We start from the raw sequence: 5,255 nt of genomic DNA, 5'->3' as shown, positions 1-5,255 counted from the left end.
CTGGCGAAGAAATTCGGCGGCACCGACGGCCACAAATACATCAACGGCGTGCTCGACAAGCTGGCGCAGGATGTGCGCGCAGTGGAGATCGAGCATGCGAAGAAGGGAAAGCGTGAGGGGTGAGGCGTAAGGAGTCAGGCGGGGCTCCCCCTTCACGCCTCACGCCTCACGCCTCACGCCTCACGCCTCACGCCTCACGCCTCACGCCTCACCCCTCACGCCCCATGGAATTCGACCTCATCGCCCGCCACTTCGCCCGTGCCACCCCCGGCGCGGTGCTGGGCGTGGGCGACGACTGCGCGCTGCTGGCGCCGACGCCGGGCATACAGCTCGCGGTGTCGTCCGACATGCTGCTCGAAGGCCGCCATTTCTCGCCGCAGGACAGCCCCGCCGGCATCGGCCACAAATCGCTGGCGGTAAACCTGTCCGACCTTGCCGCGATGGGTGCAACGCCGCGCTGGGCCACGCTCTCCATCGCGCTGCCGACCACGGACGACGCCTGGCTCACCGCGTTTGCGCGCGGTTTTTTCCGCATGGCCGACCAGCACGGGATCGAACTGGTCGGCGGCGACACCACGCGCGGCGCGTTGACGATCAGCATCACGGTCATCGGCGAAGTCCCGCCGGGCGAGGCATTGCGACGCGACGGCGCCAGGTCCGGCGACGACGTCTGGGTATCCGGCGTGATCGGCTCGGCGGCCATGGCCTTGGCGTATCGCCAGGGCCGCCTGTTCATGGAGCAGATCGACGCCGCCCGCGTGCTGCCTGCGCTTTATCTGCCGACGCCGCGGGTGGCGCTCGGCATCGCGCTGCGCGGCATTGCGACGAGCGCGATCGACATCTCGGACGGGCTGCTGGGCGACCTCGGGCACATTCTGCAACGCTCACAGCTCGGTGCCGTGCTCGAATTCGCCGCGCTGCCCATGCTGCCGGCGGTGCGGGCGTATCTGCATGAACAAGTCGCGCGCGATTGCGTGCTGGCGGGCGGCGACGACTATGAGCTGTGCTTCACCGCGCCGCCCGGCAAGTACGATGCCGTGCGGACGGCCGCCGACAATGCCGGTGTCGCAATCACCCGCATCGGCAGCATCCGCGCCGAACCCGGACTCGCGGTCGTCGGCCCCGACGGCCAGCCGCTGCCCTTCGAACGTACCGGATACGACCACTTTGCAAGCTGATTTCAAATTCCTTTTCGCCCACCCGGCGCACCTGATCGCCTTCGGTTTCGGCAGCGGGCTCGCACCGAAAGCGCCCGGCACCGCCGGCACCCTGCTCGGCCTGCCGCTGTTCTGGCTGATCGGTGCCGCCGCACCCGACCTGCCGAACCGGATCGTTCTGCTGATCGCCGCCTTCCTGCTGGGCGTGTGGGCGTGCGGACGCACCGGCCGCGCGCTCGGCGTCGCCGACCACGGCGGCATGGTGTGGGACGAAATCGTCGCCTTCGCGCTCGTTCTCATGTTTATCCCGGCGCCGCTATTCAGCCCCGCCGGCTGGCTGTGGATTGCGCTGGCGTTTGCGCTGTTCCGCCTGTTCGATATCCTGAAACCCTGGCCGATCCGGCTCGCCGACGCGCACCTGAAAAACGGCTTCGGCGTGATGTTCGACGACCTGCTGGCGGCAGCGTACGCAATCGCCGCGATGAAAGGAATCCAATGGCTCGTGTAAGCGACGAAGAACTGCGCCGGCTCGCTGCCGAACTCGGCGACAAGCTGCGCGCGCGCAGCTGGATGTTGGCCACCGCCGAATCCTGCACCGGCGGCTGGGTCGGGCAATTGCTCACCGCGCTGCCCGGCAGCTCGCAGTGGTACGAGCGCGGCTTCATCACTTACGCCAACGCCGCCAAGACCGAGATGCTCGGTGTGCCCGCCGAAACCATCGACGAATACGGCGCCGTCTCCGAGGAAACCGCCGGCGCGATGGCGGCCGGCGCTCTGGCGCACAGCCACGCCCAGGCCGCACTCGCCATTTCCGGCATCGCCGGCCCCGGCGGCGGCACCCCGCAAAAGCCCGTCGGCCTGGTGTGCTACGGCTGGGCGCTGGCGGACGGCACGGTCATGTCGTCCACCTGCCGCCTCGACGGCGACCGCGAGGAAATCCGCTCGCGCGCAGTGGCCGCGGCGCTGCGTGGATTGATCGAATTGATTGGATAACCGCTCCCGCAGAAAGGCTGCAAAAGGCGTTATCCGCGAAGGGCGCGAAGTTGCGCGAAGTTGCGCGAAGAAAAAAATGGCGAGCGGGTTTCATTCGTGTTGCTTCGCGTCCTTCGCGGATAAAAATGCTTTGGCAGTCCTCCTGCTCCCCGCTCACCCAAAAGCCCAGGCGGCGAACGGTTCGATCTCGTCGCGGTTCAGCAGCATCAGCTGGTAGGCGTTCGGATTCAAGGTATGTTCCGGCGTGGTGTCGACGCCGAGCCGCTGCAACACGTAGCCGAGCAGGGCGCGCCGCACCCTCACCTCGATGGTTTCGCCGCTCGCGCCGTAATCCAGCAGCAGGCTCTCGCGCCTGGGCGCATCCAGCCCGCGGTGCGGGGCCAGCTTGAGGCTCACCGTTTCCACCCAGTCGTCGTCGTACTGCTCGCCGGATTCGGCGGGCGTATCCAGGCATCTGGCCGCCATGACGCGCGACAGCACGAAATCGCGGAAATCGCAGGTGTCCTCGCTATACGCCCGCACATGCCAGCGCAGCCCGGTATTGACCAGGGTGTGCGGCTCCAGCACCCGCTCCGCCCCGCTCTCCCGGCTGGACAGAGAACGGTAGCCGACGCGCAGCTTGCGCCGGCCGTGGATGGCGCGGGTGATCTGCGCCAGGGTCTGCGCGCCCGGCAAGCGGGCCGGCAGCGGCAGCGCCGCGGTCGCCAGGCCATACACCGGCTCGTTTCCGTACGGCCCGTTCGCCACCGCCAGATTGGCGGCAATGACCGGCAGCACGACCGCGGGCGCGAGGTCGGCAAAGACGGCGCCGAAATCCGCGCCCGGCACGAAACCGAACACGCTGTGCTGGTAGACCAGGTTGCCGGGGGCCAGATCGCCGTAGAGCTTGAGATCCTTGGTCGCCGCCGGATCGGACAGGCCGAAGGCGCGGGCGACGTCGCTGCGGGTCACGATCCCGGCATACCAGGCCATGATTTCGATGTACTGCAGCCGCTGACGTGTCGCCCACTTCACATCCAGATGCATTTTTTCTTTTGCAATCATAGTGCTCGCTCCGCTCGATCCGGTGTGGCCGAAATTATAGGGCGACCGGCATCAAATACAATTCATAAAGTTGTATTTTTTATATAGGTGATATTTTTTATTGACACCGATAAATCTATCGCCTACATTGCGGGCCATGCAGACGCTCCGCCGACTGCCCACACCCACGCAAACCGACTGATCAGGAGAGAGAAACCATGGCATCCCCCGCATTGGCAGAAGACAAATCGAAGGCGCTCGCCGCCGCGCTCGGCCAGATCGAGAAGCAGTTCGGCAAGGGCTCGGTGATGCGCCTGGGCGATCACGACGTGGCGCGCGACATCCAGGCCGTCTCCACCGGCTCGCTGGGACTCGACATCGCGCTTGGCGTCGGCGGCCTGCCACGCGGTCGCGTGGTCGAAATCTACGGCCCGGAGTCAAGCGGCAAGACCACGCTCACCCTGCAGGTCATCGCCGAAATGCAGAAGCTGGGCGGTACCGCGGCCTTCATCGACGCCGAGCACGCGCTCGATCCCTCCTACGCGCAAAAACTCGGCGTCGACGTCGACAACCTGCTGGTTTCGCAGCCCGACACTGGCGAACAGGCATTGGAAATCGCCGACATGCTGGTACGCTCCGGCTCGGTCGACGTGGTGGTGGTCGACTCGGTCGCCGCGCTCACCCCCAAGGCCGAAATCGAAGGCGAGATGGGCGATTCGCACATGGGGCTGCAAGCCCGATTGATGAGCCAGGCGCTGCGCAAGCTCACCGCCAACATCAAGCGCACCAACACGCTGGTCATATTCATCAACCAGATCCGCATGAAGATCGGCGTCATGTTCGGCAACCCGGAAACCACTACCGGCGGCAATGCGCTCAAGTTCTACGCCTCGGTCCGCCTCGACATCCGCCGCATCGGCGCGATCAAGAAAGGCGACGAGATCATCGGCAACGAGACCAAGGTCAAAGTGGTCAAGAACAAGGTCTCGCCACCGTTCAAGGAAGCCTTCTTCGACATTCTCTACGGCCAGGGCATCTCGCGCGAAGGCGAAATCATCGAACTCGGCGTCGCCCACAAGCTGGTCGACAAGTCCGGCGCCTGGTACGCCTACAACGGCGAAAAAATCGGCCAGGGCAAGGACAACGCACGCGAATACCTGAAGGAGCACCCCGAAATCGCCGCCGAGATCGAGGCCAAGGTCCGCACCGCCGTCGGCGTCAACAACCCCATGGCGGACGAGGATGAAGCCGGCGCCTGAGCCAGGCGAACTGCGCGAGCGCGCCCTGCGCCTGCTGGCACGGCGCGAGCACAGCCGCTTCGAGCTCGCCCGCAAGCTCGAAACTGCGGGCTTTGCTCGCGCGGACATCGCCGTGTTGCTGGACCAGTTCGAGGCCAAAAACTGGCTCTCCGACCAGCGCTTCGCCGACAGCTACGTTGCCGACCACCGCGCCCGCACCGGCAGCGTCAAGCTTGCCTACGACCTGCGTCAGCGCGGCGTGGGCGACGCCATCATCGAGGCCGTGCTGGGCGAAAACCGCGGCAGCGAATTCGAGCGCGCGCGCGCAGTATGGAAGAAGAAATTCGGCGCCGCGCCCGCCGACGCGCCGGAGCAAGCCAGGCAGATGCGCTTCCTGCAAAGCCGCGGATTTGCGGCCGATCTCATCCGGCGCATCGTCCAGGACGCAGACTGCCCCTGAAACCGCCCGCCGGCCCCCTGCGCGGCGCACTCCGCCCGGCAATGGGTGATACAGTCGGTCTTTTTCCCTTTCCATACCACCGAGCCAACGCAACATGAAATACCAGCATCCGGACGAATTCATCCGCCGCGCCGCCGAGCGCAACCCCGGGCAAGCGGAGTATCTGCAAGCCGTTACCGAAGTCGTCGAAAGTCTGTGGCCGTTCGTATCCCAGCACCCCAAGTACGCCGAGCACGGCCTGCTGGACCGCTTGATCGAACCGGAGCGGATCGTCATCTTCCGGGTCTCCTGGGTCGACGACCACGGCGACGTCCAGGTCAACCGCGGCTACCGCATCCAGCACAGCATGGCCATCGGCCCCTACAAGGGCGGGCTGCGCTTTCA

At 65.9% G+C, this 5,255-nt stretch carries 7 protein-coding genes and 1 pseudogene; 7 read left to right on the top strand and 1 reads right to left on the bottom strand.

Going from position 1 to position 5,255, the window contains the following annotated elements; translation table 11 throughout:
* The 4 genes and pseudogenes from Q0L94_RS07940 to Q0L94_RS07925 form a co-directional block, all read left to right on the top strand.
* Positions 1-123 (top strand): annotated as a pseudogene (locus tag Q0L94_RS07940) (N utilization substance protein B); the annotation flags it as partial.
* A 101-nt stretch (positions 124-224) separates the two neighbouring features.
* Positions 225-1,178 (top strand): thiamine-phosphate kinase, encoded by a 954-nt coding sequence (thiL, locus tag Q0L94_RS07935; protein WP_296752167.1) that lies wholly within the window; start codon positions 225-227, stop codon positions 1,176-1,178.
* Positions 1,168-1,665, top strand: coding sequence for a phosphatidylglycerophosphatase A (locus Q0L94_RS07930; protein WP_296752164.1), 498 nt, complete (start codon positions 1,168-1,170; stop codon positions 1,663-1,665). Before thiL ends, Q0L94_RS07930 begins: the two co-directional genes overlap by 11 nt.
* Positions 1,653-2,150, top strand: coding sequence for a CinA family protein (locus tag Q0L94_RS07925; protein ID WP_296752162.1), 498 nt, complete (start codon positions 1,653-1,655; stop codon positions 2,148-2,150). Before Q0L94_RS07930 ends, Q0L94_RS07925 begins: the two co-directional genes overlap by 13 nt.
* A 153-nt stretch (positions 2,151-2,303) precedes the next feature.
* Here Q0L94_RS07925 and Q0L94_RS07920 read toward each other — a convergent pair whose 3' ends face one another.
* On the bottom strand, positions 2,304-3,194 hold the full coding sequence (locus Q0L94_RS07920) for a WYL domain-containing protein (RefSeq protein WP_296752159.1): 891 nt from the start codon (positions 3,192-3,194) through the stop codon (positions 2,304-2,306).
* Between the two features lie 212 nt (positions 3,195-3,406).
* Between Q0L94_RS07920 and recA the strand changes: the two genes are divergently transcribed.
* From recA to Q0L94_RS07905, 3 genes are all read left to right on the top strand, one after another.
* Positions 3,407-4,432 (top strand): recombinase RecA, encoded by a 1,026-nt coding sequence (gene recA / locus Q0L94_RS07915; RefSeq protein WP_296752171.1) that lies wholly within the window; start codon positions 3,407-3,409, stop codon positions 4,430-4,432.
* The gene (gene recX, locus Q0L94_RS07910) at positions 4,416-4,871 is read left to right on the top strand and encodes a recombination regulator RecX (RefSeq protein WP_296752157.1); all 456 of its coding nucleotides are present in this window, start codon (positions 4,416-4,418) and stop codon (positions 4,869-4,871) included. The genes recA and recX overlap by 17 nt, the downstream gene beginning before the upstream one ends.
* Before the next feature lie 94 nt (positions 4,872-4,965).
* On the top strand, positions 4,966-5,255 hold a 290-nt coding region (locus tag Q0L94_RS07905), incomplete at its 3' end, for a Glu/Leu/Phe/Val dehydrogenase dimerization domain-containing protein (RefSeq protein ID WP_296752155.1).

It is taken from the genome of Thiobacillus sp., assembly GCF_024708915.1.
This window is presented reverse-complemented; position numbering and strand designations above follow the sequence as displayed.

What these genes read in the sequence shown, in the direction of transcription:
- thiL (WP_296752167.1), top strand. Translation starts at nt 225, where the DNA reads ATGGAATTCGACCTCATCGCCCGCCACTTCGCCCGTGCCACCCCCGGC.
- Q0L94_RS07925 (WP_296752162.1), top strand. Translation starts at nt 1,653, where the DNA reads ATGGCTCGTGTAAGCGACGAAGAACTGCGCCGGCTCGCTGCCGAACTC.
- Q0L94_RS07920 (WP_296752159.1), bottom strand. Translation starts at nt 3,194, where the DNA reads ATGATTGCAAAAGAAAAAATGCATCTGGATGTGAAGTGGGCGACACGT.
- recX (WP_296752157.1), top strand. Translation starts at nt 4,416, where the DNA reads ATGAAGCCGGCGCCTGAGCCAGGCGAACTGCGCGAGCGCGCCCTGCGC.